Source organism: Exiguobacterium sp. SH0S7, assembly GCF_004337195.1.
Classification (GTDB): Bacteria; Bacillota; Bacilli; order Exiguobacteriales; family Exiguobacteriaceae; genus Exiguobacterium; species Exiguobacterium aurantiacum_A.
Map to the genome: position 1 here is coordinate 64,050 of NZ_SJVA01000007.1, position 25,539 is coordinate 89,588.

A 25,539-nucleotide genomic window follows, 5' to 3' on the forward strand; every position below is an offset into this window, starting at 1 on the left:
TATTAAGAAAAGGGTGACGAATTCGTCACCCTTTCACCGTAATCACTAACTCATTCTTTTCCTTGGCGTAGCGTAAAAATTCATCTTTTCCGATGCGTTGTCCTGCCTCTCGGTAAGGGTTCGACAGAGCGTGACCAGTCAATTTCTGACCGTTCAATGTCACGCTCGGGTCACCCTTACGGAACTGGATCGTCGTATCCGCACCGAAGAGGCGGAGCTGGACATGCATATCGGCATCCACGATCGGATCGAGCTCGACATGGTTTGTCCCGAGACGAATCCCGAGGTAGTTCGAGACGAGCTGGTTGAACCAGATTCCCGGTCCACTCGAATAGATGCGCCATCCCGCTTTCACGGGTACTGTCCCATCTTTCAAGCGGTCGAATTGCGACTCCGCTGCGTAGCGGTCAGCGAAGTCCCCGTCCGAGCTACTGAAGTATGCGTTCCGTTGCCGTGGTGCGGCATTTTTCACTTCGTCCATCCGGACTGGGTTGATCATGTTGAAGGCCGGGCGAATCTTCTCACGATGTCCTGCTTTCGCGAGCGCCTCGATGTAACGGATATGGGCGTGCACGTATTGCAGTCCGATCTCCCGACCGAAGTTTGCCGCCTGCTCGGCCCGCATAAAGTGACGGCTGACGCCGCCGCGGTATTCAGCTGGCCGGTTCATGAGACGAACCCCGTCCGGGAACGTCAAATGCGTGGCGATCAAATCAAAGTTACGTGTCATCTGGTCTTGATCGACAAGTTCCGCGATGACACTGCGCGTCATCGGCAACAAGCGGTAGCGCATCGGCAGCGTTTCATCGGACGGGTGGAGCATTGCCTCGAACCGTCCATCGACTTCTTTCAAGAACCCTGCGATCACACCGTCACGGATCATCTCCTCAGTGAACTGTTTGCGGATGATTTGGCTCAACTCGCCTAGACGTTCTGCCAAAGCAGACGTTGGCAACTGTTCATGCAACTGACGGAACGCTTGGTACGTCAAGGTGACCGTCCATGAACTGATCAAGTGACGTTTCAAGTCCTCATCGGCCGGTTGCAGCGTATCGTCCCAATCTCCCCCGCCATAGGCGGAGAAGACCGAGCCGTCGACGAAATGCTCTTCAATGAATCCGAGAGCGCGTTCGACGTGTGCATAAAGTGTAGCGTTCGCCTCCGCTTTACCGTCCCGGTCGCGGAACGGAATCGTTTCATCGAGGCACGTCACGTCCTCGGTCCGGCTCAAATAGTCCGAGAGCGCCTTGAGAGGCCAGACGATGACGTCACCATGGCTATCTTCTTGTTGGATGCCCGCATATTCATCGAACATGAACCATTGCGGCCAGTCCCCATCTTTGAATTGATGGCTGAAAATCACGAGGAGAAGTTTACGCGCCTCGTCAAAGTGACCGGTCGAAAGCAAGAACTCCATCGGTCCTTGCGACACGTCCCGCGTCCCCCAGGCGGCTCCGCCATATTGCTCAAGACCGTGCGGTGACTGGTAGTGGACCCGCATGTTTTGGACGTACCATAGCGCCTGAATATTCAACGCCTCGATGTCCGGTGTCTCACCTTCAAGTGTGAGCCCGTTCATATAGCTGTCCATCCATGTACGGTAAGCGTGTAGCTCCTGCTTTTCATCTAGCTCGAACGGAGTGTGCGTCGTCAGACCAAGGTGCATCGTCACACGCTCACTCGGCTCGTAAGCCATCCATACGAGATCGTCCTCGAACGGTTGATCGAACCAATCCGATGTTTTGAGGAGTTGGAACGGCTGATCGCTCTCGATTGCATACGTCAGATCAGGTCGTATCCCGGCGTTGTCTGACGTCTCATCCGCCTTGAATACGAGCCGGTTGTCCGTCTGCTCCATGTGGAACGGGGCGACGTACTCTTGCGTGTTCATCGCGATCTGGTTACTCATGACGAACCGTCGCGGTTTTGACGATTCGACGGTTGTCTTGATGACCGGAGCATCCGAAGCGATGAACGTACGGACGACAATCGTCTCCCCGTCCAACTCGTAGCGCCACACTGCCTCGTTCAGACGCATCTCGAACAGACTCGGCATCGTTAACAAACGGTATGCCCCGTCCATCTCGACATAGATGCGCTGCCCTGAAGTTTTCGGGACGTTGAGCGGGTTGCGGACGTTAGTCGTCCACTTGTTGAAGTTTGTGTTGCCGTAAACGATGTGCGAGTTGAAGACGCCGTTCATGAACACTGTCGTCGCGAGCTTCGACTCGTCCGGCATCAGGCTGCCGGCGTTCAATAGGATATTGCCGTGGCTCCGTTCAACGAGGTGCTCTTTCGCCGCCAACACGACGTGCGCGCCCTCTTCTGTGAAGAAGGACAAGGGCTGTCCGTCTTCCGTCTCCTCGAGCCGGCGCACCGGATAGAGGCGCTCGACTTCGGTCATCGTGAGCTCGGCTCCGCTGATTGATTGGAACGGTTGGCGAAGACGCGGACGCGGACGGACTGCTTGTTCGACAGGCACTCCCGCTTCGACCGTTGCGAAACGCTCGATCGATTTCTCTGTCAGCGCCTCTGGATGATCTTGAACGAATGACAGTTCGAACGCGATTTCTCGGTCCGTCCCCATGTCCAACGTTTCGGTCCGAAGCGTCGGCAAGGCGAACTCATATTGATACACGCGGGAAGGCAATATCCCGTCTAGCCCCGCGGCCCGTCCAGTCAATTTATACGATGTCCCATACACGTCAAATCCGTCCGTCGCATATTCTGCGATGGCTCGGGACGACGTCATCCGAATCGCCGGGAACCCGGTCGACTGCTTTTGATTTTGGCGGGCCATCAGCGCCGCACCCGTCTTCACATAGTCGATATACTGGGCCATGTACGCCTCGTTCGTGCGGACACCGCCTTCATCAGCGAGCCCGAGATCTTGGACGTACGTGACGTCGAATCGGCCTGTCCCTTCGAATGTCGCGTCAAAGCGAACGCCATTGTCACTGAGCGTCCCCCGTACTTCATAAGCGAACTCAGGGTATCGCCCGGACCAAACGATTTCCTGGCCTGAGGCCACGAAATCACTAGGTGAATGAAGCCCAAGCAACGGACGGGCAACTTCTCCCTCATATCGGATATAAAGGTTTGCCATTGAGCCATCAAATGGATGGTGAATCAACTGGTTGACCATGATCGGTCCGGTTTTCAATTGACGGATATCTCCCATCGGAGTGAGCGAGAGGCTCACGTCTCCAGCTGTCAGCGTCGTCTGTTCGGTTAATACATTCACGTCGTACACCTCGTTTTTGTTTTTAGTTCAAAAGATTTTGCCAATACGTCACGGCTGTTCGGGCCCACAAAGAGCGTAAACGTTCCAGGGTCGGCGTCAAACGTACCGTTCGGCTGAAGATAGCGGAGCATGTCTGCCTCAACAGTGAACGTTACCGTCACGGACTCGCCTGCTTCGAGCGTCACTTTGTCGTACCCTTTCAATTGCTTGACGGGCCGCGAGACTTTGGCCACTTTGTCTTGGATATACCATTGGACGATCTCGTCTGCCGTCGTCGCCCCGTCGTTCCGAATGACGACCGTCGCCTCGACGATGCCGTCCGTTACTTCTTTGACGATGAAGTCGTTGTAACTAAACGTCGTGTATGTCATGCCATATCCGAACGGGAAGAGCGGCTCGTTCGGCGCGTCGAGATATTTGCTCGTGTAGCGTGGGTCGGCGTGTTCGATGTCTGACGGACGCCCTGTCCGTAGCGCATCATAGCGAATCGGCACTTGTCCGATGTTGTAAGGAAACGACATCGTCAACTTCCCGGACGGACTGACTTGCCCATACAACAAGTTCACGAGTGCCGAACCGGCCTCGGTCCCCGGATACCAGGCTTCAAGCACTGCATCCGACTGCTCGACAACGTCGCGAAGGTCGAGCGGACGGCCGTTGAACAAGATCGTCACGACCGGCTTCCCGAGCGCCTTCAGGCGTTTAAGCCCTTCGCGTTGCGTCTTCGGAAGACGAATGTCCGTCCGACTGCCGGCTTCTCCACTCATCCATGATGCTTCACCGAGCGCCAAGACGATCACGTCCGCTTGCTCGGCGATACGGCATGCTTCCGTCCAATCAATCTCTGCTTCGACGGTCGCCCCGCCCGTAAACGTATATGGAAGTTCGGCCCGGTCGAACGCTTGTCGCAACGTCACGGCCTCTTCTTTTTTCCCGTAGCCCGCCCATGGACCGAGCACGTCGTTCGAGTCGGCGAACGGTCCGATGAGCGCGACACGTTGCTTTTGTAACGGGAGGACACCATCATTTTTCAAGAGGACCACACTCTTCTCGGCCAGACGCCGCGCTTGATCACGGTGCTCATCTGACAGATGGAGCGCTGTCTCTTTCGTCTGATCTATCCCTCGGTAAGGGTTGTCGAATAAACCTAACTCTTCTTTTAGCGTCAAAATCCGTAAGACCGCCTCATCGAGTAACGCCTCATCGATCCCTTCTTCAAGCATCGCTTCGATATGGTTAGAATATGCGCCCGACATCATGTCGATATCAACGCCAGCTCGTAGCGCGAGTTCGCCCGCATCCTTCAACGTCTCAGCGACGCCATGATGAATGAGTTCTTTGATCGCTGTCCAATCCGAGATCAGCACGCCTTCAAACCCCCACTCGCTTCGGAGGATGTCCCGCATGAGATATTCGCTCGCAGAGGCCGGAACACCATGGACGACGTTGAAACTCGTCATCACCATTTTCGCCCCTTCTTCAAGGGCCCGTTTGTAGGCTGGTAGATGGTACTCACGCAGTTCGCGATCGGACACATCGACCGTATTGTAGTCGCGTCCGCCTTCGGGTGCACCATAGGCCGCGAAGTGTTTGACGCAGGCTGCTAGCGCATCTTCTCTCGTCAAATCGTTCGTCTGATAGCCACGGACGAACGCCGCCGCCATCTCCCCGTTCAGCCAAACGTCTTCTCCGGTCGATTCCATGACGCGCCCCCACCGCGGGTCACGTGACAAGTCAGCCATCGGAGAGAACGTGACGTGTAGACCGGAGGCCGTCGCTTCGATAGAAGAAGTGCGTGCCATTTGTTCGAGTCCGTCGAGATCCCAAGAACAGGCCATCGCGAGCGGGACCGGAAAAATCGTCCGGTGCCCGTGGATGATGTCCGCCATGAACAGGAGCGGGATGCCGAGTCGATTATGTCGCAAATAACTTTCCTGCAGTTTTCGCGCTTGCTTCGCGTTGCTGATCCCGATGACCGATCCCATGTTCCACCGATTCTCGTCGGTGATGCCGTCTTCCTTAAGTAGCTCCGCAATCGGTCCGGTGATCACATCTTGCTCGTCATCCGAAAAAATGGATGGCAGTGTCTGAACAAGCTGTCCCACTTTTTCGGCTACCGTCATTTGCTGCACTAATTGTGTCGCTCTCATTCCATCCCGCCTTTATCTCTAATTTGTAAATCGAAACGTTTCACCTGTGTATACCAAAAGTATAAGCGCTTACAAAATGAGATGCAATGGTTTATCGAAACGTTTCTATAAAAAATATAATTTATGGATAAATCTTATCTTTAGGTCAATGACCTTGTTACCTATGCCCTCGGTATTCTCCAACTCTCACAAAGTGGATCCTTATGTGAACTAGAGTCTTTACGAAGCTTATCGATTCATAATTCGAGATTGCTTAATGAAAAAAAACGAACCATGACATGTGTCATTGACTCGTTTTGTGCTCGGTATTCCGTTGTTCTTTTGTTTTGCTCAACACTTTCGCGGTGACATGGTCGTCATCGAACATCAAGATGAATCGATCGAGCCAGCGTGGGGTGAGGATACTGAAAACAATCAAACTGACAATGAGTGCCAGCAGAACTTGAATCGAAACAACACCTGCATGATAGAAAGCGAACATGCTCAAAATCGCGACGAATCCGATCCATTCGAACACGAAGCCCATGTAGACCCAGCGTGTGTAGCGACGACTTTCGTTGAACGTGAGCAAGAGCTTCGTCTTACGCCACTCCAGACATAAATACGGGAAATAGGAGATGGCCAAGACAAACGGGAGCCACGTCGGTGCCATATAGCCGACGACGACCGTGGCGATGAGCCCGGCCATCCAAATCCACCACCGTACAAACCAATGGGTATCATCTTGTGCGAGCAGCTGGTTAATGCGTTCTTGTTTTGTCAGCATATGTACTCCTCTCATAAGATCGGTAGCCTTTTGTGATTTCATCTCGTGTCGGTTGATCCGGGTCTGCCTGTTTGAACTGCTTATGTATCGTGTAATGGCTCCAGCCCAAGATCACGAAACAGACACCATAGAGCACCCATCCGAACGTTGGAATGTGTATCCGACTGAGGAGAATCGTCCCCGTGACCAACACAATCCAGAGACTATACATCTGATACAAACGTTTCGTGAGCACCCTTCCTCGTCCGTTCGTAAAAGCCATCAACACCTCACCTTCACGAAGCATGAAACGAACGAGTCCGATGGCGGCAAAGATAGAACCGATGCCCCACATCCACCAGATATCGTCAAAGCCTAACGTGAAAGAGTTAAAAAAGATGAGGGCGACCGTCAGCCAAAAAATGATTTTTTGATGTGGTTCTCGATAAGCTCCGATTGCTTGAATTCGTTCTTGTTTCGTCATACCATTTCAGTCCTTTTCTAATTCATTGATTCCGTCAAGCCGACGCTTCAGCTGCTCACGACTGGCTTTTGCTAGCATACTGGAAGTAACATGTTCCGGGTCAAGTTGCAGCAGTTTCCGATCAATCCAAAATGGCAACAAGATGGCGGGTAACCCGCCAATCACCATCGCCCACACAAATCCATCACGATTCATGTGGCCCGTCAAAAACGAGGCGATAACACCGAACAATAAGAAGAAGGTGAAGCATAGTAAGAAAAAGTTCGATTTGATGAGACGACGATACGCCCAGTCGTCATTGAATTTCAGGTAGACAATCGTCTTCTTCCATTCGAAAAACAACGTCGGCACGAGGCCAACAGCCGCAATCATGACGGAGTAAGTCGTGTGCATCATAAAGTAGAACGCACCCAAGAAAAGGAGTATACTGCTCCCGATCATAAAGCTTCGATACGTTTTGTCGACTTGTAACAGCGCTTGGAATCGAGTTTCCCGGTCCATCAGTCTCCTCCTTAATCCCTGACATTATCGAGTCGAATCTCCCGAAACCTCGGTTGCTCCGGGTCGATGTCCGTCAATCGCTCGTCTTGTTTTCGAATCAACCGGTATCCTCCATACAACACACCGATTGTCAGCACCACTATCCACGCATACATCCAACCGAGTTTAATTGTCAGTGCAAACGATAAAATGAATAAGACAAATAGCGCAAACATAGATCCGTTCCGACGGGCGATGATGGTTTTGGCATCCTCTTGCTCAGTCAATTCAACCTCGACCCGATTCGCCTTGAAAAAGATTCCGCCAAGCAGTAACAAGCAGACGAGTATGCCGGCCACGTACCATCCGTTCCATGAATCCGATTCAATCAAACCTACGAGGCAAAATACCATTGGAAATGTGAGCAGACTTTGAATAACGGCCGTCTTCACATTCGTTTTATAAATCAGATTGATGCGTTGTTGTTTTGTCATCGAATCACTCCTTAAAAGCTTTCCCGTTTTACGTCGCGACGCATCGGTTGCTCGGGATCAATCAGTTTTACTTTCTCATCAAGCAGGCGTTCGACAATCACCAGCGCTAACGCTGTAAGGGAGAAGATGAAAAACGGGACCCAACTGATTGTTTCTAACTTCAAAAGCAATGGGAAAGACAAACAGATGAAGACAACCATCATGTAGTCGAACACGTATTGAATGTGGATGACCCGCTTCGCTCGAATGTGGTTTGTGAAACTGCTCATGAATCGACTTTCCCGCCCAATCATCACTCCGTACGCTAACAGCGACACCACCATCAAACTTCCGTAAACGATCGATCGTGTCTCAGTTTGTAGAAAGAAGAAGAGCAATATCCCAATCGGAATCGCAAAACCGAGCCTGACGAGAAGCCATTTCCGGTTTGCTTTTATCATTTTTTTCAAGCGTTCATGTTTGTTCATCAGAGACTCCTTTAGTTGTTATCGTTCATGTCACGTGGCACATGTTGCACGTTCACTAGCATTCTCATTTACAGCTATTCAAGCTCTCCAACTAAATCGTGTGCGTTGAATTTCTCGACGGGTCGGTTGCTCAGCATCTATCCATTCTATCTGTTGATCAAGTTTGAATTGAGTAAACAAAATTAAGATGGCGCTACCCATAAACAAAATGAATGGACTAAGTGTCAACATACTAAATCGCATCATAAGTGGAAAAATCACAGCCATCATGATGACAAACAAATAGTCGAGTTTATATTGAATACCCACTACCTTTTTAGCTTGCTCGTTCGGTGTAAGGCTTTTGACAAAGCTTGATTCTCGTGAGAATAAAACATTTGCTGTAATCGTCAGTGCTAGGAGCATCCCTCCCATTAGCCAGGGATCCGCCTCTGTCTGTAAAAAATAAAATACAAGTACACCAGTGGGAAGCGCAAAGAGAAGTCGTAACACTAACCATTGGGGATTCATCGTTTTTACTTTGCGTAATCGTTCTTGTTTGTTCATCTCGTTCACCTCTTCTGTAATTATACGTTTCTCCGCCGAAGAAAGTTCCGTTTTTTTACATTTTTCTTCCCAATCCGTATTTCTTGACCAGATTCAAATCTCGATTTATAGTTTAGTTAACTTAACTTTATTTAAAAATGAGGTCTCCTTATGAACTTGCTACACAATTCCCGTTTCATTTTCACTTGGCTGTCCGGCATGACGCTGACGCTCGGATTTTCCATCTTCTTTTTGAGCATGTCGTGGCTCACAATCGATGTGTTGAAACAGCCGGCTCTGCTCGGAATCATCATGACGGCCGTCTCGTTGCCACGCGTAATTATGATGGTGTTCGGCGGTGTCTTTGCCGACCGCTATCAAAAGAGTCGTCTCTTATTTTTGACGAACCTCGGGCAAGGTGTCTTAATGCTCGTCGTCGTCGCGCTGCACTTGGCCGACGCTTATTCCGTGATCGTCTTAATCCTTATCTCGATCGCGTTCGGGATATTGGACGGCATGTCGTATCCGGCGCTATCTTCACTCATCCCGTCTCTAGTCAAAAAACACGAGCTTCAACGCGCCAACTCGTTATTCCAAGGGTCGCTCGAGCTCATGTTCGTGATCGGTCCATTTTTAGCCGGTCTTCTGTTGACGTGGGGCGGCTTCGGTCTTAGCTTTAGTACAGCGGCTTCGCTCATCTTTATCTCTGCTTTCTTGATGATGCCGCGGCTGATTCGAGACCATATTCCAGCGGCACAAACGATGTCGCTCAAGCACGTCGTCTTTGATTTGAAAGAAGGAATCCGCTACGTCTCAAAGACACCAATCTTGCGAAGCGGTACGTTCTCGATTGCGATCGTCAACTTGTTCATCATGGGACCGCTCATCATGAGCATCCCGATCCTCGTCGGCGAACGAGGTGGAACGGCGTTCGACTTGAGTCTGATTGAAGGTGGGCTCGCCGTCGGGACGTTCGTCGCAAGTTTTCTCGTCTTGTTGCTGCGGTCGGTCCACCGCGGCCGCTTCGTCTTCCGCGCCTTGTTCTTGACGATTGCCGCATTTCTCTTCTACACGCAAGCCGAGTCCGTCCCGATGCTCGCTTTCGCGGCGGCCATGAGCGGCTTCATGCTGATGCTCGTCTATTTACCGGCCGTCACGCTCATGCAAGAGCATAGCGACCAAGATAAGATCGGTCGCGTCATGAGCATCATGGCGCTCGCCGCGTCCGGCCTAGAGCCGATCGCGTTCGCCGTGCTATCAATCCTTGTCGCGTTATCCGTTCCGATTCAAACGCTCCTCATCACGTTTGGTATAATCGGACTAGCATTTAGTATCGTCCTGTATGTGCGGAGCCAGACGTTCCGTAACACGCGATGAAAGGAGAACGACCATTGAATGACACACGCAAACAACAAGTCATCGAGATGTATCGTCAAGTCGACGAGCTCGACTTGTTGTTCACCAAATACTTTACCGACTTGAACGAGTTTGAACTCAGTTACCAGCAAGAACAGATGTTGCTGCTCTTCAAACGAAAAGACACATGGACGACGACCGAGATCGCGACGAAGATGAATATCTCGAAAAGTGCGGTCAGCCAAGTGTTGAAAGTGCTCGAACAACGCCAGTTCGTCCAAAAAGAGAAAAATCCGGACAACTTGCGTGAGAGCTTCATCCGGCTCGGTCCGGTCGGCCTCGACTACTCGAGACAAGTCGACCGGATCGAAGAACAGCTCGCCGAAGAGATGTTCTCTGTGCTCGAGGATGACGAGATGAAGATGATCAATCGCGCACTCGCGTTGATGATTCAGAAGTTCAAATAAAAATGCGTATCGTCCCTCACTTGGGATGATACGCATTTTTGGTTAGAGTTGCTCGACGACCCGGATTGCAGAACGAAGTGCCCCTTCGATATGACCGCCGAACATGGAATCCGTCTCGGTCCCAGCAAGTGAGAGACGTCCTGCCCAAGCGGTGTCGAGCGTAATCGGTCCGTAAACAGGGAAGTCGGTCAAAGGTTGGGCATCTTGCGAACTTGCCGTGTCGCGGTCACTCGACCAATCCACGTACAAGACGTCACGCGGCTCGCGTGCCTCTTCCCCGAACAGTCGGACGAATTGCTCGACGACGAGACGATTGAGCTCGTCCCGGTCTAGTGCGGCCCGCTCAGCAGGCGACAACCGGAAGAAACCGAACAGTGCCCCGTACCCTCCCGGCGCTGACGCGTCGTGAATCTCCTGCAACACCCCGGACCAACTCATACCGAGGCCCGATAAGCCGGCGTCTCGCCAAAACGGTCGGTCATACACGGCGACCACTTTCGCCTGCCCGGCCATCCACGTCGGTGTAGCCGACAGCTTTGCCTTCGTCGCTTCAGACAGTTCCGGTTGAAACGAGATACGTGAGACGAGCCGGGGCGAGATGGCTAGGATGACGTGATGGAACGTTTTTGACGATCCTGCTTCGACCGTGACCGATACCCCGTCTTCTGTCTGTTGAATCGACGTGACGGTCGTCTCGAGTTCGATTGTCCCTTTTGGAAGTCTGGCAGCGAGCGCTGTGGTCAGTGTCGCCATACCGCCTTCAAGTCGCATCGACAGAACGGTCTGCTCGGGCGGCAACGTGTGGCGCTCAATCACACCAGCTTGCCGCTCGAGCATCAAGTCACCGGTCGCGTATTGCGGGAACGCCGGAAGTCCGAGCCGGTCGACGAGTTGTGTGATTGTCTTCTCGGTGTCCGGCCAATACCACGTCGGACCGAGGTCGAAACCGTTTTGGCTCAACACCCGTCCCCCGATGCGGTCGCGTGCCTCGAACACGGTGACGTCATAGCCTTTTTCGATGAGGAGCGAGGCAGCGTACAGGCCGCTGACGCCAGCCCCGATGATGGCGATTGATTTGCTCATGTAAATACTCCTTCTTTATACGTAGTGCTCCCATTATACTGAAAAAGACTTATCTACATCATCTGAGCGAACCGCTCAGGAAAGGGCGTTACGACGTGAAACAGATTTTCTTTTATCTTTTATTCCCATACATCTTGTTGATGCGAGGATTACATCGGTTCATCAAAACGGAAGCTACAATGTCTAATGCATTTATGCTGTTCTTTGTTCCTGTCCACATCCTCATAATCGGATATAGCCTTCCAGTTTCGCTATTACTAGAGATTGTGAGTGTGTTTTATCTTTCGGCAGGACTCTTTACCCCAATGTTTTACTTCGAATCGGATGTCAGACGCAGAAGGACAAAACCAGGCTACATCCCACGCAATGAGTGGTGACGTTCAAGAAAAAAATCAATACGTCTTCTAAAAGACTAATCTAAATCATCTGAGCAGACCGCTCAGGAAAGGACGGTTCAAGTGCAGCGTTTGTTTTATTGTCTCTATTTCCCGTTCATCTGGTTGATGCGTGTATTATATCGGTTCATCAAAACAGAATCGATGATGACGTTTGCGTTATTTGTCATCTTTACCCCGTTGATGATTTCAATATTAGGTGATTTTATTCAACTACCACTCTACTTGAAGACGTTTGCTACATGCTATATCTCGTTAGCCATGTATACACCGTTTCATTATTTTGATTCTGACGTCAGACGGCGACGCACCAAGCCTGGATACGTTCCACTTAATGAACGGTAACGTCTATTTACCAACATGCCTAATTCTCTCAAGTCGTTACTCTATCCGTTCCTCGTAGGCATTCGCCTGTTTTCTAGATTCTGAAGAGGTAAAATTTTCATTTATATACTTGTCTATCTATTTATGTCTCTATTGCCCCAATTACATTTATAGTGTAATATTACACTCGTACGAAAGTTGAGGTGTTTGAATGAACCAGGAAGAACTGATTGATATTGTGTCGCAAAGAATAAGGTTAATCCGCTTAGAGAAAGAGTTTTCACAAGAAGAAATGTCTAAAATTTTGGGTATTTCAAAAAAAACATTGATTCAAATTGAAAAAGGAAGAGCGGTAGCCAGTTGGAACGTTGTTGTCACATGTGTAGCCTTCTTTGAACAAAGTGAAATCTTACAAAATGGTCTAGGGGAAGATAGCTTGGAAGTTGTAAGGCTAGTTACATTTAATCATATCGAGGAACCTGTCATGAAGACATTGGGTGGGAAGATTTGGTGGAAAGAAGTAGAAAGACGAAAAGAGTTTAGACTCCAACAAAATGTTGTGACCCAACATTTTCGAATTATTGATGATTCAAATTACCGGTGGTTCAGTTCCTTTGAGTTGGAGGAAGCCATGCTTCATCTGAAATATTTAGAAAAAAAGTGAAACGTCATTGGTGTTTCTGAACAATCCACTTAACGTTGTGTTGTTTGTTGACGTTTTATAACAAAGCAAAATCTTATTAGAACCATCTAGAAAACGAGCTAAATCTAGATTACATACAAATGAGAGCTCAGAAAGGAACTATTTATGAAAATTATTAAAACATTTAGTTTTTGGTTTGTCCTTGTCTCTCTGATTGTCTCCTACCTAAACTTTACTAACCAAGATGATAAAGGCCTCTTGTTCTTTTTTTTCGGATTAGATCCAATTCTATATCACATGGTCTATAGTGAAACATTTCGGAGCTTTATAATGGATGAATCGACTCTTGAAATTTTGTGGACGGGTTATATCCTCCGAGTTGCAGTCGGATTGTTATATGGTCTGACTCTAAACTTTTTAGTGTATCAAGTAAAAAATAAGCTGATAAGTAATAAAAGAGCAAATTAAATGGGGAAATTTTACGGAATTTTGGTTACTAGTCTTTTGACGGCAACGATCTTATGTATTTTTGGACAAGGGATTGCCTACTTTTTAAGCGAGCACGTTGTTGGGATTCATCCGATTTATTATTTAACGGGATTGACCATTTTGGGATGGCTATTATATTTGTTAAGCGTCTTTTTAATACCTCGATTATTTAAGCACCAAAACTCGACTTATACATACTTTCGGGAACTTATCATGGCGTTGTTCATAATAGCACCCATTGCTGTTATTTGGTCGATTTTTGTGGTGGCCATGTGGTGGGGGTAGATTTTACTTATATAATTGTGTGTTTAAATACTCGTGATGACATATACTGGTTTTGGATTACTTTGGTAAGGAGGAAACAGAATGGATATCTTACTTATGTCACTATTTAGTTTATTTTCGATGCTTGTCCCACCAGCATTAATCATCACCGTCATCGTGTTGATCTTTCGATTCATGGGTCGCTATGAAAAGCGAGCTGACGCGCGACTCGAGTTTGAGCGTCAAAACGCGGCTCATCAGCAACAACAGTTCGACGTCTTAGTGGAGCGCCTCGAGCGAATCGAAGAAAAAATGGAGACTCGCCCGTAAACCGAAAGGAGTGTTCGAATGGATTGGACCACTATCATGTTGACTGCCTCGTTGCTTTTGAACGCCTTCTTGCTCAATATCATTGCGCGACATGCAAGAGATATGAGGGCATTGAAACGAAAACAACTCCATACTGAACCCATCGTGCAAGATGCTGAGTTTCATGCGTCTATCAAAGAAAAAATTGATACGATTGGCGTGATTCCAACCGTTAAATTCTTGCGTGAGACATATGACCTGTCGCTTCTTGAAGCGAAACACTTGGTCGATCGCGTAATCAAAAAGGAGTAGCGCGCGCTACTCCTTTTTGATTACTTTCATTTCGGAAAGAAACCGACTTTCCCGCGTTCATATATTTTATGCGTGACGTGCTCGGAATCGATGTTAGCAAGCTTTTGATCAATTTTAGAAGAGGCCATCCACGCAAATAGGTTGAACGCCACAACGAGAATCAAAATATTCTCTTGTTCCGGACGTAACAGCAACGTCACAATCAACACACAAAAGATCACAATCACGGCCATCCCGCTCCAATACTCATACCAGACGAGGCGCCGATAGTCGGAGGCGTCGTTGAACGTGAGCAAGGTCTTCGTTCGTGACCATATTTTGACGAACCCGATTGCTGGAATGAATAAGACGAACCAAATTAGTTCGGCGAGTCGACGCTCTCCTGTGAACCAAAAGATGACGCCGAGTAAGATGATGAATAATCCAAGAAGAAGTGCTTGGCGAGTGGAACGTTTCCCCGCCTCGTATAAGTGGTCAAACCGTTCGCGTTGGGTCATATTCGTCTTCCTTTCTAGTCTTCCTTTCTAGTCTTCATCTGATTTACATTCATTTGTCTAAGGACACTTCCTGTTCTTGTCTCGCTAACAGAATCTGAAACCCACACAGTAGCAGCGGGACAATCATACGGGACAAAGGAAGTCCTACAATCGTTACGAATAAGCCAATCATCCCGTGAAGGATGGCGAGCCCGTACCACATTTTGGCTCGTGCATTCACTCTCTTGATTTCCTTTTAATTTGGCTCATACAACTTTACTATGTTCATCCGAAATTTTTTTCATTTGTTTCCACTGCACAAACGCATTCACAAACCAAATGATAGTCAATAACGGAAACATGACAATCATCCATGTTGAACTCTCGATTTGAAAAAGCGGCATCATAAGCAAAAGGCCGATATTCAATAGACCTAAACTGAGATACATGAGAAAAAGGCGTCGGTGTTTCGTTCTCATGGCGTTTTCACCTTTGTCACACTCGGGTATTTGATTGCATTTTTCTTAAGCTTCTCTTCAATCGCCTGCGACACATCAATTCCTGCCGCATGGGCAAACGTCAGCGCGTAGATGAGGACATCTGCGAGTTCTTCTTTCATCTCGACGTGTTTCGTCTCGAGCACTTCTTCGCTCGACACCCATTGGAACAGTTCCAACAGTTCACTCGCCTCGAGCGATAACGATAACGCCAAATCTTTCGGGTTATGGTGGAATGCCCAATCGCGCTCGTCACGGAATTCGATCACTTTGTCCATCAATCGTTGTACTTCGTTCATTTATCCACGTCCTTGTTTTGTATTGTAAGAAAGCTCAAAATAAATCTTCATACCTGATTATTATGGGTCAGTTGATTCAATTCTTATGGAAAAGGGTCATTTTGATCGCTTAACTTGATCCGGAAAAAAAGAAACGGAACAAATAAGAGGCTAATATACCCCAACGTAAACAACTTTTGTGTCTCATTAGAAATGTATTGTCGTTGACCACAGTTCGGACAAGCTTTTCCGTCTTTTGAAAACCCAAGTGACAGCACTTCTTTGATTTTCCACTCGTAGTGACAATTCGTGCAACGTGGTACCATACTCCCCCTCCTTCTCTGTCTTCTATTACGAATAAACACCTGAGAAGTTTCACATTGTCACAGCGACCGTATAAAATGCGAAGAGCATATCTGGATTCGGCTTTCGTTCATCGTTACGGTGTTTTTCTCAACCTCTCTCTTAAATCAACTCCATATAGAAACACGCTGGTAAACCAGTGAATAATGGCACATATCGATGAAACCCCAATCCTTTGTCGTGAACCCCATATTGAATTGCCCAACAGGCGAGAACAAACGACAAAATCAATCAAAGTAGCTTAATCACCGAGTAGACGCCCCCCATCATTCCACTGTCCATACATCTCGTTGGCTTTTGTCTTCTCGATAAACTTATCAAGTCGTTTCACATACAAATCGCGGTCTTCGCGAACACTTTGTATCGTATCGATGCGGATGCGGCGGTACAACTCAGGGAATCCCATGAAGTGTTCATACACTTGCATGTCCTCTTTCAAGCGTTCGATTATTTCTTCATCAATGACAAACGACTCGTTCCGCATATCAGGCAGAACACGCATCCCGCTCTCTGTCATCAACCCCAATCGTTGGAGCCTGCGGACACGTTCTTTATTCAGTTCGGTCCAATTACTTTTCTTCCTTCTTGGTGAAAACCGTTGCGCTAATTTATCTTCCTCTGTTTTTTTAGCAATCCCATCAATCCATCCGAAACATAACGCTTCTTCCACGGCGTCTAAATACAATAGTCCATCGCTGCTACCCTTCCGACTGAGGATGACCCAGCAAAACGATTGTTCGTCTTGATGTGATTCAAGCCATTTTCGAAAGTCATTTCGATGTTGAAATCGCAAGACTTGGTCAATTTCCATGCATTTTCTCCTTTTCCAACCTTTTCTTCATTATCTTATGTACGAAGACAGGAGGTAAACAAAAAGCAGCTCTTATGCATTCCGCTTCATCCTAGGACTGTCATGAGTTAGAATCGGGAATATTTACATACGGAGGTGAAAACAATGATTCGTTACTATAATACTGAAGAAGAACGATTTATTGAGACAACTTTTGAAAACAAAATTCTTGTATACGTATCTGCATTTAGAACACATCACGATCGGACAGAAGCTAAGACGTTTTTACCTGGTGGTGTACTCGTGCAAAGTGGCGGGAACAGCTTAACGTTAAATAGCGAGTTACTTGAACAGTTCGTTGGATTCTCGATTTAAACGGTTTGGGACAATCAATCTGCCTCCCGAACCGGTAAACAAATCGCGGATGCGATGGCAAAGCAATTAACTCCGTTATTGGAAAACAAGAAAAAGCCTTCGCGATTGAAGGCTTGGTGGAAAAAATGATGATTCATCTTTGAATACGCTTCTTTTGAATATGTAACAATTTGTCTCTCAATGCTTGATTACTCGCATATAAATAGAGTCCTTGAACGCCTCGTTTCATCAAGATATTGATTGAGTTCAACACGATTTGTTCTTTCGCCAATTCGACGTTCTCGACTCCATCAATCCCGGCGTATGCCCCCGTATCTTTATAAAGATTCGTGTCGATCACCAGGCAATCCTTCGTCTCATCGTATGTTACTGACGGACCTAAGACGACCCCGACATAGTTCAAATCAAAGCCCTGAATCGTATAAATCGACCCAGCCTCAGCAATCGTCTCTGACTTCTCGGCCCACGTCGTTTTTCCGCCCGTCGTGTTCCAAGGCAATTTATATTCCCCATTCGACTCATAGACATAATACGTTTCGCCGTCCTTTTTATGAAGATAATCAAACGTCGACACGACCCGGCTGAGTCCGTGCTCCTTATCTCTTTGCATGATCAACTGATGCATCTGTTCTAACGTGTCAAACACGCGTAACTCATAATCGTTTGACTCCGGGAATGCCTGAATGCGCTTGTCTTTGAAGGCGTTAATCCAATCGATGACTTCTTCACTCGCTTGCATCCGGAACTGATTCGTCAGCTGATACGTCTCCGCATGCTTTGCTTTCTGTTTGAATGATTCAAGTAAACCTTGATTCCACTTGCTTTTCAACTTTAATACTTGATGTTGGTCAAAAATGACGATGACGATTTTCGCACGCTTCATCAACTCCTCGAGGTGATTCTCTGCCCGAAAGTTGTTGTATGCATCTGATCTCGTCAGCAGAAGGTGCGCCTCATCGACTAAAATGATGTCGACTTTCTGGTCTTTCAATTTGTTAAGGAGCGGTGTCGGCTTAGTAAAATGACCCGCTTTCAAATGCTTGACCTGTTTGGCAATCCCTTTATACGTCTTCAGCATCTCCTCATGATTGACAACCAGATAGTTCTCCGTCTGATACAGCTTCGAACCCGCCTCATTCGTCCGTGCCTGAATGGTATTGAAGATGGAACTGAGTACTACACTTTTGCCGACGCCTGCCTCTCCTTCAATAACGTACAAGTCTCCATACATATCTTCAGGCTTCGACTCCGTAATCCGCCCCTCACAAAATTCGAGCACGCGCTCTTTTAAGTCCATCTGCTCAACAGATAGTTCTTTGAACGGAGACAATTTGAAGATGTCTTTGTTCTCGATGGCGTGCAAGTCGTTTTCGACGAGCCCATTCTTATGTAGCTCTCCCCATAACTCAGGAAACAACTCATTGTCATAGAACGATTTATTGTAATAGTTGTGCGTGAAGTCGCTCGCCGTCTTGCTTTTGTTTTGTAACGTGTACTTCTCGTCCCCTAAAAAGTAGTTGATCAGCTTCGTCTCGAGATGGAACGTCGCCGATCGATTGAACGTCTCGTGCTTCACGAGATTGATTTGGTCCACATTCTTCCGGTCAGCTTGTTTCAGCTTCAGATGCTGTTTCATGCGTTTTTGAAAATGCACCGTTTCCCCGATGTACGCTTCTTTTTGTCCGTTCAAGATATAAATGACCGGATAGTTCAAATAGTCAGCCGTCCGGTCAATCGCGTCTAGACTATTTTTTTCAAATGCTAACGGAACGACTTCGATCATAGTCACTGGCCCACCCTCATCTAATTTCAAATTATCTCCAGTTTAGCATAGTCTTATTCCAATTCGTTACTCAAGTCTTCTTTGAATCAATGGTATAATCCCACTAAAAAGGGAGGGATTCGGTGCTTACTTTCGACAACGTCTCTGTTCGCAAACAAGACACGCTCATCCTTGAAAATATCTCGTTTACCATCAATCCGGGTGAAATTGCAGCCATCCACTGTGGCGTCACTTCCCGGGAAATATTGTTCGCGCTATTGACCGATACGCACGCGAACTACTCCGGGACCATCGATACAGAACATCTTACGCTTTCGCTCTTTTCCATCCGTGACGGGTTATACGACCGGTTGACGGTCGAGGAATATTTGCGTTTCACGCACACGCTCTACGAATCGACGGAAGCGGTCGACTCGATTCTGCAAACCGTCCAACTCACCCCATACCGGAACAAACGATTGAACCGGCTCAGCCTGTCACTCGTCCGACGCGTGCAATACGCGGCACTGCTGCTACATAATCGGGACATCTACGTCCTCGAAGAACCGGATCAGAACGTCGACCAAGAGACACGGCACTTATTCGCGACCGTCTTGATGCACCTGAAGCAACAACAAAAAACCATCCTGCTTCTGACAAGCAATATGGAGAGTGCCTTGTTCGTCACATCGACCATCTATCGCATCGACCATCGACACTTGCGCCTACTCGATGTCGAACCGGATGAACCGGATGCGAACGAAGACGTCACGCCAGAGGTGATGCACGTCCGTTTCGAAAAGATTCCGACGAAAGTGAACGAGAAGATCGTCTTGCTTGATCCGCCAGAAATCGACTACATCGAAAGCCAGGACGGCCAATCCGTATTACACAGTCAATCGGAACAGTTCCCGAGCGTCTTCACGATGAACGAGCTCGAGACGCGTCTGACCGCGTACGGCTTCTTCCGCTGTCACCGATCGTATATCGTCAACCTTCAACGGGTGCGTGAAGTCATCACGTATACGAAGAACAGTTTCAGTCTCGTGCTCGATGATCCAGAAAAGACGACCATTCCGCTCTCGAAAACGAAAATGGCCGAATTGAAGATGATGATCGGACTGAAATAAGCTCCATTCACCGACCGATTCGCTCCACTCACTCCTCAAGAAGCGCTGTTCACGGCCATTTTAATGCATGTCCCTCTAAATCAGCATACGATGAAAGCAGCAACAAACATGCTGACGAGGAGGAACAACTATGCAGGACATCATCACAGTAAGCCAACTAAAAAAGTTATTCGGTAATGAAGAGGCGCTACAGGACGTGACGTTTTCCGTTAAAAAAGGAGAAGTGTTCGGCTTTCTCGGACCGAGTGGATCCGGGAAGACGACGACCATTAAAATCTTAACGTCACAACTCATCCAGACGTCAGGTGACGCGACCGTGTTCGGTGTCCCGGTCTCCGAGTTAAAACAAGAACAGTATCGGAAGCGGATCGGCGTATTGACCGATAACAGTGGCCTCTACACACGTCTCTCGATTGAAGAGAATCTGCAACTCTATTGCGACCTATACGACGAGCCACGAACACGAATCGATGAAGTGCTCCAGATGGTGAACTTGGCTGGAGAACGCAAAAAACGCATCTCCGACTTATCGCGCGGGATGCTGCAACGGGTGACTCTCGCTCGGGCGCTACTACATGAACCGGAGCTGTTATTTTTAGACGAGCCGACGTCCGCGCTCGATCCGGTCAACTCGCGTCATATTTATAAAGGAATCGAACGGTTGAAGGCAAAAGGGACGACCATCTTCTTGACGACGCACGACATGAACGAGGCAGAAGAACTGTGCGACCGCGTCGCCTTCTTACATCAAGGAGAAATCCAATTGCTCGACGCCCCGAAACAATTGCGCCGGAAATATGCGAACGGCTCGATGCGCGTCGAACTGCATGACGGGGAAACGGTTGACTTGAAACAAGGAAAAGACGGGGCTGATTGGCTCCATGAACAGATGCGCGACCAAAACATCGCGGCCATCCATTCGAACGAGCCGACGCTCGGGGATATCTTTATCGAAGTGACGGGGAGGAAATTATCATGACATTTTCAATGAAACGGGCACTCGCCATTTTCCAGAAAGACTATAAAGACTTGTCGCGGAACTTATTCGTGTCCTCGACGTTGATCATGCCGCTGTTCTTCGCCGTCTTCTATTCACAGCTCGGCGGAGAAGGCATCGACGTGACGTACTTCGTCATCAACATCACGTTCAGCCTCGTCGCGACGTTCGTCCAGTGTGCGTTGATTGCCGAAGAGAAAGAGAAAAACACGCTCCGCGGGTTGATGTTGTCACCGGCGAGCACGTTCGACATCTTGCTCGGGAAGAGCGCGTTGACGTTCATCACGACACTCATCCTCGTCGCCATCAGTGCATGGATCATGGGGTATAAGCCGGCGAACCTGTTCATCATCTCGCTCGCATTAATTGTATCGACCTTATTCTATATCGGGATTGGCACGATACTCGGCTTGATGACAAAGACAGTCATGGAGGCCTCGCTCATCGTCATGCCAGCGTTTTTCTTCTTCTCGTTTTCACCGATGTTGTCGGTGTACGAAGACCGGTTCGCGATCATCGGCCTTCTCGACTACTTACCGAACGTCGTCTTAATCGATCTTGCGTTTCAGATTGAGTCTGGAGCTGGACTTGGCGCGATTTGGGTAGAACTTGCGCTACTAGCCGCCTGGGCGCTCGTCGTATTTGTCGGAAGTATTGTCATGTATAACCGGAAACAGACAGACTAAAAACAACCGCGAAGAAGTGACGTCACTTCTTCGCGGTTGTTTTTTCCATTGAGAACATTTAAATCATGATGCGTTTGACGTTTTCGTGCTTATCAGCGCATCTTTCCGGTCAAGTCGATAACTAGCAAATGCTAACCCAGAGGCAATCAATGCACATAATCCGCCCACCCAAGAAAGATGAATTAGATTACCACTTGCTACTACGTAACCGCCAATCGTCGCACCTAATGCGATTCCGACATTAACGGCTACTGGTGTAAGCGAAGAAGCAAAATCTTTCGCTGCTGGTGCATAAATTGTCGCTAAGTTCATTAAATACAATTGAACGGTCGCATTCATGGCATAAATCATGATTGCCATCAACATGAGACTCATCAGTCCAGCCACAGTTGAATTCATCGTAAAGTAAAGTGAACCCAAGATGATTGCTTGAACAATAAATACATAACGTAACTTACTGATTCCGTTACGACTCGCAATCTTTCCTGCCAAAATATTACTCAAAATCGAGAACGCTCCATATGCTAGTAAAATCATACTCACGTAACTTGTCGGAATATCTAGACCTTGTTCTAAAATCGGTGTGATGTACGTGTAAATGGTATATGTCCCTGCAATCGAGAATGTCGGTATAAAGAAAGCCAATAACATTCGTGGATTCGTCAACAACACGAGTTGATCTTTCAAGGACCCTTTCTCTACTTTCATTTTTTTCGGAAGAATCAAAATTGCCATAATCAAACTGATTATACCCAACAACGTCGTGAACCAAAATGTAAGTTGCCAGTTTCCAAGTTGACCAATCAATGTGCCAATTGGGACACCGATCACATTTGAAATTGTAAAGCCCGCAAAAATTAAGGCGATGATTGATCCTTTCTTATTTTTCGGCATAATGTCACCGGCTATGCTCATCGATAAGGCAACGAGAACACCACTTACTACTGCCGTAAGGATGCGAGACAAGATTAATAGTTCATACGTAGCGGATAACGCACTGATGATGTTTCCAATGATAAAAATAGAAATCAACGTCAACATTAACGGATATTTTGGGAAATGACTAACAAACGCCGTCAACACCGGTGTCCCGATTGCATAGGCAATCGCAAAACCGGATACAAGAGTTCCTGCTGTCGCTAAGCTAATATTTAAATCCAAAGATACTTCCGTCAACAAACCAACAATTACAAATTCACTCGTCCCCATGACAAACGTCAATAACGTCAGCGTGAACGCCAATACTTTTTGTTTCGTATTTAGTCCTTCTTGATTCAAAGTTCGATCCATTGGTGTCACCTCTATTTTCATATAGGTATATCTAGAAATGTCGATATAAGCGGTCAAAAAAAGACATCAGGCTCTCAAATTTCTTCTTCGATAAACTTTGAGATTTTCGCCAATGTCTCTTCATTTCGTCTGTAATATGTCCATTGTCCATAGCGAACAGCTTCTAACAATCCCGCTTTTTGCATAAGAGACAAGTAATGAGAAACGGTCGATTGAGATAAGTTCACCTTTTCTTGAATATCCCCAACACAAACGCCACCTTTGATGCTAACCTCCTTTGGTAAATGGGCTTGCTGAACAGGGAAGTTTTTCTCAGGTTCTCGTAACCATTTCAAAATATTAAGACGAGTTTCGTTTGATAGCGCCTTGAAAATATCTAAAACATTTAAGTTATCCATGTCTTTATCCTATATCGATTTAATTCGATATGTCTAGTAAACCGATTGTTAATAAAAAAACCTCCAGTAAGTTTATAGAACTTACTGGAGGTTTTCTCAAAAGCTATACTGGATTGTTTACACAACCAACTTAGCCATTTGTGTTTCAATAATTCACGAACTCTCTAATTTAGAGGTTCAGGCGTATGACTTACATCATTCCGCCCATTCCACCCATACCGCCCATGTCAGGCATGCCGCCGCCAGCGCCTGCTGGTTCTGGCTTGTCTGCGATGACCGCTTCCGTTGTGAGGAACATGGCTGAGACTGATGCTGCGTTTTGAAGCGCTGAACGCGTCACTTTCGCCGGATCGACGATACCGTATGCGATCATGTCGACGTACTCGCCAGTGGCGGCGTTGTAGCCGATGCCGACCGACTCGTTCTTGAGCTTCTCGACGATGACCGAACCTTCTTCACCCGCGTTTTCCGCGATTTGACGGACCGGTGACTCAAGCGCACGGAGGACGAGTTTGACACCTGTCGCCTCATCCGCTGTCACTTCAGAAAGAAGTGCGCGAACCGCTGGGATGACGTTGATGTAGGCTGTACCACCACCTGCGACGATACCTTCTTCGACCGCTGCACGTGTCGCGTTGAGTGCGTCTTCGATGCGGAGCTTACGCTCTTTGAGTTCAGTCTCAGTAGCAGCACCGACTTTGACGACGGCTACGCCGCCTGCAAGTTTCGCAAGACGCTCTTGGAGCTTCTCACGGTCGAAGTCAGACGATGTCTCTTCGATTTGGTTGCGAATTGTTTGAACGCGTGACTTGATTGTTGCTTCATCGCCAGCACCTTCAACGATCGTTGTCGTGTCTTTCGTGACGACGACTTTCGATGCGCGTCCGAGTTGGTTCAGTGACGCCGACTTGAGCTCGAGGCCGAGATCTTCAGTGATGACTTGGCCGCCTGTGAGCGTCGCGAGGTCTTCGAGCATCGCTTTACGACGATCGCCGAAGCCTGGTGCCTTGACCGCGACCGCGTTGAACGTACCACGGAGCTTGTTCAAGACGAGTGTCGCGAGTGCATCGCCTTCGATGTCTTCTGCGACGATCAAGATTGGTTTCCCTTGTTGCACGACTTGCTCGAGCACTGGGATGATTTCTTGGATGTTTGAGATCTTCTTATCAGTGATCAAGATGAACGGGTTGTCGAGCACCGCTTCCATTTTGTCTGAGTCTGAGATCATGTATGGTGACAAGTAGCCACGGTCGAACTGCATACCTTCAACAACATCGAGTTCAGTCGTGAAGCCGCGTGATTCTTCGATTGTGATGACGCCGTCGTTGCCGACACGTTCCATCGCTTCTGCGATCAACTCGCCGACTTCTTCGTCAGCTGCTGAAATGGCCGCGACTTGCGCGATTGCTTCTTTTGACGCGATTGGTTTCGAGATGGCTTTTAGTTCTTCGAGCGCACGGCGGACCGCTTTGTCGATCCCTTTACGAAGGATCATCGGGTTCGCGCCCGCTGTCACGTTCTTGAGACCTTCACGGATCATCGCTTGAGCGAGGACTGTCGCTGTCGTCGTACCGTCCCCTGCGACTTCGTTCGTCTTCGACGCGACTTCGGCGACGAGCTTCGCGCCCATGTTTTCGAAGTGGTCTTCAAGTTCGATTTCTTTCGCGATCGTCACACCGTCATTCGTGATGAGTGGTGAGCCGAACTTCTTTTCGAGGACGACGTTACGTCCTTTCGGTCCGATCGTTACTTTTACCGCGTCAGCGAGTGCGTCGACGCCTCGAAGCATCGCGTGACGTGCGTCTTCTGAGAATTTGATTTCTTTTGCCATTGTTCATTTCCCCCTAAAAAAGATTTTTGAAAAATGGTGAGTCTTAGCCTACGATTGCTAGAATGTCGCTCTCACGAACGATTAAGTATTCTTTTCCATCATGCTTCACTTCGGTACCCGCGTATTTCGAGTAGATGACCAAATCATTTTCTTTGACGTCGAGAGCGATCCGCTCGCCTTGGTCTGTCACGCGGCCTGTGCCGACTGCGAGGACCTTCCCTTGTTGCGGCTTTTCTTTCGCCGTGTCAGGAAGCACGATGCCTCCGATCGTCTTTTCTTCTTTCTCCACGACTTCGATGATAACGCGATCTCCTAGTGGTTTTAACATTGAAAAAACCTCCTCCGAATATGAATGATGTATCGTTGTATCGTAAGTTTTAGCACTCGTCAAAATGGAGTGCTAACACTGTTTAGTGTAGTATGAGACGATGAAAA

28 protein-coding genes are annotated in these 25,539 nt (G+C 48.0%); 10 read left to right on the plus strand and 18 right to left on the minus strand.

Translation table 11 applies throughout. The annotated features are described in order from the left end of the window. Positions 1 to 25 precede the first annotated feature (25 nt). The 8 genes from EVJ22_RS11375 to EVJ22_RS11410 form a co-directional block, all read right to left on the minus strand. Entirely contained in the window at positions 26 to 3,244 is a 3,219-nt protein-coding gene (locus tag EVJ22_RS11375) for a GH36-type glycosyl hydrolase domain-containing protein (RefSeq protein WP_131443948.1), read from the minus strand. Continuing rightward, on the minus strand, positions 3,241 to 5,394 hold the full coding sequence (locus tag EVJ22_RS11380; protein ID WP_131443949.1) for a glycoside hydrolase family 3 N-terminal domain-containing protein: 2,154 nt from the start codon (positions 5,392 to 5,394) through the stop codon (positions 3,241 to 3,243). Before EVJ22_RS11380 ends, EVJ22_RS11375 begins: the two co-directional genes overlap by 4 nt. A gap of 283 nt (positions 5,395 to 5,677) precedes the next feature. Then, positions 5,678 to 6,160, minus strand: a complete 483-nt coding sequence (locus EVJ22_RS11385) for a hypothetical protein (protein ID WP_131443950.1) — start codon at positions 6,158 to 6,160, stop codon at positions 5,678 to 5,680. Then, the gene (locus tag EVJ22_RS11390; protein ID WP_071398983.1) at positions 6,135 to 6,623 is read right to left on the minus strand and encodes a hypothetical protein; all 489 of its coding nucleotides are present in this window, start codon (positions 6,621 to 6,623) and stop codon (positions 6,135 to 6,137) included. The genes EVJ22_RS11385 and EVJ22_RS11390 overlap by 26 nt, the downstream gene beginning before the upstream one ends. A gap of 6 nt (positions 6,624 to 6,629) precedes the next feature. Next, the gene (locus tag EVJ22_RS11395; RefSeq protein WP_131441513.1) at positions 6,630 to 7,124 is read right to left on the minus strand and encodes a hypothetical protein; all 495 of its coding nucleotides are present in this window, start codon (positions 7,122 to 7,124) and stop codon (positions 6,630 to 6,632) included. Between the two features lie 11 nt (positions 7,125 to 7,135). Beyond that, positions 7,136 to 7,597 carry a hypothetical protein gene (locus EVJ22_RS11400; protein WP_131443951.1) on the minus strand — a complete coding sequence of 154 codons (462 nt, stop codon included), beginning with the start codon at positions 7,595 to 7,597 and terminating at the stop codon, positions 7,136 to 7,138. Positions 7,598 to 7,608: 11 nt separating this feature from the next. After that, on the minus strand, positions 7,609 to 8,064 hold the full coding sequence (locus EVJ22_RS11405) for a hypothetical protein (protein WP_071398986.1): 456 nt from the start codon (positions 8,062 to 8,064) through the stop codon (positions 7,609 to 7,611). A 78-nt stretch (positions 8,065 to 8,142) separates the two neighbouring features. Further along, on the minus strand, positions 8,143 to 8,610 hold the full coding sequence (locus EVJ22_RS11410; protein WP_131443952.1) for a hypothetical protein: 468 nt from the start codon (positions 8,608 to 8,610) through the stop codon (positions 8,143 to 8,145). A 150-nt stretch (positions 8,611 to 8,760) separates the two neighbouring features. On the opposite strand from EVJ22_RS11410, the gene EVJ22_RS11415 reads away from it, so the two are divergent. Together EVJ22_RS11415 and EVJ22_RS11420 are read left to right on the plus strand one after the other, a co-directional pair. After that, a complete protein-coding gene (locus tag EVJ22_RS11415) occupies positions 8,761 to 9,966 on the plus strand; it encodes an MFS transporter (RefSeq protein ID WP_131443953.1) in 1,206 nt (401 codons plus the stop codon). 14 nt (positions 9,967 to 9,980) lie between these two features. After that, positions 9,981 to 10,412 (plus strand): MarR family winged helix-turn-helix transcriptional regulator, encoded by a 432-nt coding sequence (locus EVJ22_RS11420; RefSeq protein WP_233589698.1) that lies wholly within the window; start codon positions 9,981 to 9,983, stop codon positions 10,410 to 10,412. Between the two features lie 42 nt (positions 10,413 to 10,454). Here EVJ22_RS11420 and EVJ22_RS11425 read toward each other — a convergent pair whose 3' ends face one another. Then, on the minus strand, positions 10,455 to 11,495 hold the full coding sequence (locus EVJ22_RS11425; RefSeq protein ID WP_071398990.1) for a flavin monoamine oxidase family protein: 1,041 nt from the start codon (positions 11,493 to 11,495) through the stop codon (positions 10,455 to 10,457). A 458-nt stretch (positions 11,496 to 11,953) separates the two neighbouring features. On the opposite strand from EVJ22_RS11425, the gene EVJ22_RS11430 reads away from it, so the two are divergent. From EVJ22_RS11430 to EVJ22_RS11450, 4 genes are all read left to right on the plus strand, one after another. Next, positions 11,954 to 12,235: a hypothetical protein gene (locus EVJ22_RS11430; RefSeq protein ID WP_071398991.1), complete on the plus strand. Its 282-nt coding sequence runs from the start codon at positions 11,954 to 11,956 to the stop codon at positions 12,233 to 12,235. A 190-nt stretch (positions 12,236 to 12,425) separates the two neighbouring features. Then, positions 12,426 to 12,878 carry a helix-turn-helix domain-containing protein gene (locus tag EVJ22_RS11435; protein ID WP_071398992.1) on the plus strand — a complete coding sequence of 151 codons (453 nt, stop codon included), beginning with the start codon at positions 12,426 to 12,428 and terminating at the stop codon, positions 12,876 to 12,878. An 834-nt stretch (positions 12,879 to 13,712) separates the two neighbouring features. Then, positions 13,713 to 13,940, plus strand: coding sequence for a hypothetical protein (locus EVJ22_RS11445; RefSeq protein ID WP_071398995.1), 228 nt, complete (start codon positions 13,713 to 13,715; stop codon positions 13,938 to 13,940). An 18-nt stretch (positions 13,941 to 13,958) separates the two neighbouring features. Next, complete coding sequence (locus tag EVJ22_RS11450; RefSeq protein WP_131443954.1) at positions 13,959 to 14,231, plus strand: hypothetical protein; 273 nt, start codon at positions 13,959 to 13,961, stop codon at positions 14,229 to 14,231. A gap of 26 nt (positions 14,232 to 14,257) precedes the next feature. Here the strand turns inward: EVJ22_RS11450 and EVJ22_RS11455 are convergent, their stop codons facing one another. From EVJ22_RS11455 to EVJ22_RS11470, 4 genes are all read right to left on the minus strand, one after another. Beyond that, entirely contained in the window at positions 14,258 to 14,728 is a 471-nt protein-coding gene (locus EVJ22_RS11455; protein ID WP_131443955.1) for a hypothetical protein, read from the minus strand. A 454-nt stretch (positions 14,729 to 15,182) separates the two neighbouring features. Beyond that, positions 15,183 to 15,503, minus strand: coding sequence for a nucleotide pyrophosphohydrolase (locus tag EVJ22_RS11460; protein WP_131443956.1), 321 nt, complete (start codon positions 15,501 to 15,503; stop codon positions 15,183 to 15,185). Positions 15,504 to 15,586: 83 nt separating this feature from the next. Further along, a complete protein-coding gene (locus EVJ22_RS11465; protein ID WP_131443957.1) occupies positions 15,587 to 15,808 on the minus strand; it encodes a TIGR04104 family putative zinc finger protein in 222 nt (73 codons plus the stop codon). 278 nt (positions 15,809 to 16,086) lie between these two features. After that, entirely contained in the window at positions 16,087 to 16,656 is a 570-nt protein-coding gene (locus EVJ22_RS11470) for a YdeI/OmpD-associated family protein (protein ID WP_131443958.1), read from the minus strand. Between the two features lie 144 nt (positions 16,657 to 16,800). On the opposite strand from EVJ22_RS11470, the gene EVJ22_RS11475 reads away from it, so the two are divergent. Next, on the plus strand, positions 16,801 to 17,010 hold the full coding sequence (locus tag EVJ22_RS11475) for a hypothetical protein (protein WP_131443959.1): 210 nt from the start codon (positions 16,801 to 16,803) through the stop codon (positions 17,008 to 17,010). A 133-nt stretch (positions 17,011 to 17,143) separates the two neighbouring features. On the opposite strand, the gene EVJ22_RS11480 is transcribed toward EVJ22_RS11475, so the two are convergent. Further along, a complete protein-coding gene (locus EVJ22_RS11480) occupies positions 17,144 to 18,793 on the minus strand; it encodes a DUF2075 domain-containing protein (protein WP_131443977.1) in 1,650 nt (549 codons plus the stop codon). A gap of 122 nt (positions 18,794 to 18,915) precedes the next feature. Between EVJ22_RS11480 and EVJ22_RS11485 the strand changes: the two genes are divergently transcribed. The 3 genes from EVJ22_RS11485 (at position 18,916) to EVJ22_RS11495 (ending at position 21,585) form a co-directional block, all read left to right on the plus strand. Next, positions 18,916 to 19,902, plus strand: a complete 987-nt coding sequence (locus EVJ22_RS11485) for a LytTR family transcriptional regulator DNA-binding domain-containing protein (protein WP_131443960.1) — start codon at positions 18,916 to 18,918, stop codon at positions 19,900 to 19,902. A 130-nt stretch (positions 19,903 to 20,032) separates the two neighbouring features. Next, positions 20,033 to 20,881 (plus strand): ABC transporter ATP-binding protein, encoded by an 849-nt coding sequence (locus EVJ22_RS11490; protein ID WP_071399005.1) that lies wholly within the window; start codon positions 20,033 to 20,035, stop codon positions 20,879 to 20,881. Further along, complete coding sequence (locus tag EVJ22_RS11495; RefSeq protein WP_071399006.1) at positions 20,878 to 21,585, plus strand: ABC transporter permease; 708 nt, start codon at positions 20,878 to 20,880, stop codon at positions 21,583 to 21,585. The genes EVJ22_RS11490 and EVJ22_RS11495 overlap by 4 nt, the downstream gene beginning before the upstream one ends. Before the next feature lie 63 nt (positions 21,586 to 21,648). Here EVJ22_RS11495 and EVJ22_RS11500 read toward each other — a convergent pair whose 3' ends face one another. The 4 genes from EVJ22_RS11500 to groES form a co-directional block, all read right to left on the minus strand. Then, complete coding sequence (locus EVJ22_RS11500; protein WP_131443961.1) at positions 21,649 to 22,875, minus strand: MFS transporter; 1,227 nt, start codon at positions 22,873 to 22,875, stop codon at positions 21,649 to 21,651. 74 nt (positions 22,876 to 22,949) lie between these two features. Then, positions 22,950 to 23,273 (minus strand): ArsR/SmtB family transcription factor, encoded by a 324-nt coding sequence (locus EVJ22_RS11505; RefSeq protein WP_131443962.1) that lies wholly within the window; start codon positions 23,271 to 23,273, stop codon positions 22,950 to 22,952. A 190-nt stretch (positions 23,274 to 23,463) separates the two neighbouring features. Further along, entirely contained in the window at positions 23,464 to 25,104 is a 1,641-nt protein-coding gene (gene groL / locus EVJ22_RS11510) for a chaperonin GroEL (protein ID WP_016510836.1), read from the minus strand. A 43-nt stretch (positions 25,105 to 25,147) separates the two neighbouring features. Continuing rightward, positions 25,148 to 25,432, minus strand: coding sequence for a co-chaperone GroES (groES, locus tag EVJ22_RS11515; RefSeq protein ID WP_016510840.1), 285 nt, complete (start codon positions 25,430 to 25,432; stop codon positions 25,148 to 25,150). Positions 25,433 to 25,539 lie beyond the last annotated feature (107 nt).

Coding starts and splice junctions, on each gene's coding strand:
- EVJ22_RS11380 (WP_131443949.1), bottom strand. CDS start 5,394: ATGAGAGCGACACAATTAGTGCAGCAAATGACGGTAGCCGAAAAAGTG.
- EVJ22_RS11385 (WP_131443950.1), bottom strand. CDS start 6,160: ATGCTGACAAAACAAGAACGCATTAACCAGCTGCTCGCACAAGATGAT.
- EVJ22_RS11390 (WP_071398983.1), bottom strand. CDS start 6,623: ATGACGAAACAAGAACGAATTCAAGCAATCGGAGCTTATCGAGAACCA.
- EVJ22_RS11395 (WP_131441513.1), bottom strand. CDS start 7,124: ATGGACCGGGAAACTCGATTCCAAGCGCTGTTACAAGTCGACAAAACG.
- EVJ22_RS11400 (WP_131443951.1), bottom strand. CDS start 7,597: ATGACAAAACAACAACGCATCAATCTGATTTATAAAACGAATGTGAAG.
- EVJ22_RS11405 (WP_071398986.1), bottom strand. CDS start 8,064: ATGAACAAACATGAACGCTTGAAAAAAATGATAAAAGCAAACCGGAAA.
- EVJ22_RS11410 (WP_131443952.1), bottom strand. CDS start 8,610: ATGAACAAACAAGAACGATTACGCAAAGTAAAAACGATGAATCCCCAA.
- EVJ22_RS11415 (WP_131443953.1), top strand. CDS start 8,761: ATGAACTTGCTACACAATTCCCGTTTCATTTTCACTTGGCTGTCCGGC.
- EVJ22_RS11425 (WP_071398990.1), bottom strand. CDS start 11,495: ATGAGCAAATCAATCGCCATCATCGGGGCTGGCGTCAGCGGCCTGTAC.
- EVJ22_RS11435 (WP_071398992.1), top strand. CDS start 12,426: ATGAACCAGGAAGAACTGATTGATATTGTGTCGCAAAGAATAAGGTTA.
- EVJ22_RS11445 (WP_071398995.1), top strand. CDS start 13,713: ATGGATATCTTACTTATGTCACTATTTAGTTTATTTTCGATGCTTGTC.
- EVJ22_RS11450 (WP_131443954.1), top strand. CDS start 13,959: ATGGATTGGACCACTATCATGTTGACTGCCTCGTTGCTTTTGAACGCC.
- EVJ22_RS11455 (WP_131443955.1), bottom strand. CDS start 14,728: ATGACCCAACGCGAACGGTTTGACCACTTATACGAGGCGGGGAAACGT.
- EVJ22_RS11460 (WP_131443956.1), bottom strand. CDS start 15,503: ATGAACGAAGTACAACGATTGATGGACAAAGTGATCGAATTCCGTGAC.
- EVJ22_RS11465 (WP_131443957.1), bottom strand. CDS start 15,808: ATGGTACCACGTTGCACGAATTGTCACTACGAGTGGAAAATCAAAGAA.
- EVJ22_RS11470 (WP_131443958.1), bottom strand. CDS start 16,656: ATGGAAATTGACCAAGTCTTGCGATTTCAACATCGAAATGACTTTCGA.
- EVJ22_RS11475 (WP_131443959.1), top strand. CDS start 16,801: ATGATTCGTTACTATAATACTGAAGAAGAACGATTTATTGAGACAACT.
- EVJ22_RS11480 (WP_131443977.1), bottom strand. CDS start 18,793: ATGATCGAAGTCGTTCCGTTAGCATTTGAAAAAAATAGTCTAGACGCG.
- EVJ22_RS11490 (WP_071399005.1), top strand. CDS start 20,033: ATGCAGGACATCATCACAGTAAGCCAACTAAAAAAGTTATTCGGTAAT.
- EVJ22_RS11495 (WP_071399006.1), top strand. CDS start 20,878: ATGACATTTTCAATGAAACGGGCACTCGCCATTTTCCAGAAAGACTAT.
- EVJ22_RS11500 (WP_131443961.1), bottom strand. CDS start 22,875: ATGGATCGAACTTTGAATCAAGAAGGACTAAATACGAAACAAAAAGTA.
- EVJ22_RS11505 (WP_131443962.1), bottom strand. CDS start 23,273: ATGGATAACTTAAATGTTTTAGATATTTTCAAGGCGCTATCAAACGAA.
- groL (WP_016510836.1), bottom strand. CDS start 25,104: ATGGCAAAAGAAATCAAATTCTCAGAAGACGCACGTCACGCGATGCTT.
- groES (WP_016510840.1), bottom strand. CDS start 25,432: ATGTTAAAACCACTAGGAGATCGCGTTATCATCGAAGTCGTGGAGAAA.